This is a genomic window from Leptolyngbya sp. CCY15150 (genome assembly GCF_016888135.1).
GTDB lineage: Bacteria > Cyanobacteriota > Cyanobacteriia > RECH01 > RECH01 > RECH01.
On the sequence record NZ_JACSWB010000184.1, the window covers coordinates 1 to 1785 of the forward strand.

General features: G+C 54.7%; 1 protein-coding gene. It reads left to right on the top strand.

Annotation, left to right across the window (positions count from 1 at the left end; genetic code table 11):
• Positions 1-74 precede the first annotated feature (74 nt).
• Positions 75-1733 carry an ISL3 family transposase gene (locus JUJ53_RS13820; RefSeq protein WP_204152625.1) on the top strand — a complete coding sequence of 553 codons (1659 nt, stop codon included), beginning with the start codon at positions 75-77 and terminating at the stop codon, positions 1731-1733.
• The last annotated feature ends 52 nt before the right edge of the window (positions 1734-1785 follow it).

A 1785-nucleotide genomic window follows, 5' to 3' on the forward strand; every position in this document is an offset into this window, starting at 1 on the left:
GGCTCTTCCCAACTTTTGGTGACACTCAAAATTTTGAGAGAATAAAAAGGTAGCTCCCTTGAGGTGCTCTACCCATGGAATCACTTCAGTTTCTCCTGCCCAGTGCGAGTGTGCTCCGTTTAGATCAGTATGAATTAGATCGCGAGGCTAAGCACCTCACCCTTCATGCCTCCTCCATCCAAACCACAGTCCAATGCCCATTATGTGGATGGTTGACGGAGCGGATGCACAGCCACTACAACCGAACACTGGTCGACCTTCCCTGTGTCGACGTCCATCTGACGTTGCTCATTCACGTCAGTAAGTTTTTCTGTGTCAATCGAGAGTGCGAGCGCCGCATTTTTACGGAACGCTTTCCGGGGGTTGCGGCTCCCTGGGCCAGAAAAACGGTCCGACTGGTGCATCGGATGCAAAAGATTGGCCTGGCCTTAGGCGGAGCTGCCGGGGCTCGTTTGGGGGCTCAGCTCGACTATGTTGGTTGTGGCAGTACGGTGTTGAATCAACTGCAACAGCTTCCCTTACCTGAGTTTGAAGTGCCCAAGGTGCTCGGGGTTGACGATTTTGCCTTCCGCAAAGGTCATACCTATGGCACCATCCTGGTGGATTTAGACCACCATGCTCCCATCGCGCTGCTGCCCGATCGTCAGGCGGCAACCTTGGCCGATTGGCTCCGGGCACATCCTGGCATCGAAATCTTGTCGCGAGACCGTTCCAAAACCTACAAACGGGCGATGACGGAGGGGGCTCCCCAGGCGATTCAGGTCGCCGACCGATTTCACCTGGTTCAGAACTTGAGTGAAACGTTAGAAAGTACGTTAAAGGGCTATGCCACTGACCTCAAAGCGATGGAGCAAGCCCAGCACCAGACGGTTGCCCATCGCTGTCCCAACACCGTTGTGGCTACGCCTCAACCGACAGCAACGGTGAAGGCGGCACAACAGACCCAGGATGCCCATCAACAGCGGATTGAGCATCAGAAAACGATAAAAGCGCTCCATGCGCAAAGCTGGTCACAGGTCGCGATTGCCCAAGCCGTTGGGTTGAGCCCCCGCACCGTCCAACGGTATCTCTGTCAACCAGATTTCCCAGACTCCCCACCTCGACGGAGCACCTTTGGTCAGGGCATCCTCGACCCGTACAAGCCTCAGGTTCTGGAATGGTGGAATGATGGAATTCGGCAACCTCATGACCTGATGGTCTTCTTGCAAGTGCAAGGGTTTACCGGCAGTGAACGAACCCTGCAGCGTTACATCAAAGGTCTCCGAGCAGCCCAGGGTCTACCCCCAGTCCGAATCAAACCGGTTTCGCCGTTGCCTCAGGTGATTGACCCCCAACGCCCTCCACTCACTCCCCGACGGATGGCCTATTTGATGGTGCTGCAGCCCAAAAATCGAGCCGCTGAAGATACAGAACTCTTGCAACGCCTGGCCCAGCATCCAGACTTGGCCAAGGTGGCTACCCTCGCCGATGAGTTTTTAGGCTTACTCCGCAAGCCCCAAGCTGAGGGTCTGGATGACTGGCTAAAACAAGCGATATCCAGTGCTTTCAAACCCTTTCAGTCCTTCGCCAACGGGTTGTTTGACGATTATGAGGCGGTCAAAGCCAGTTTGACCACAGCCGTTAGCAATGGACCTGTTGAGGGGCTGAACAATCGACTCAAAATGCTGAAACGCCAAATGTATGGTCGAGCTGGCTTGGATCTCCTCGCCAAGCGATTCATCATGGCGGTGTAGAACAAACCCAGAGGAACGGCATTAAGCATCACCAAAAGCTGGGAAGAGCCCA

What these genes read in the sequence shown, in the direction of transcription:
- JUJ53_RS13820 (WP_204152625.1), top strand. Translation starts at nt 75, where the DNA reads ATGGAATCACTTCAGTTTCTCCTGCCCAGTGCGAGTGTGCTCCGTTTA.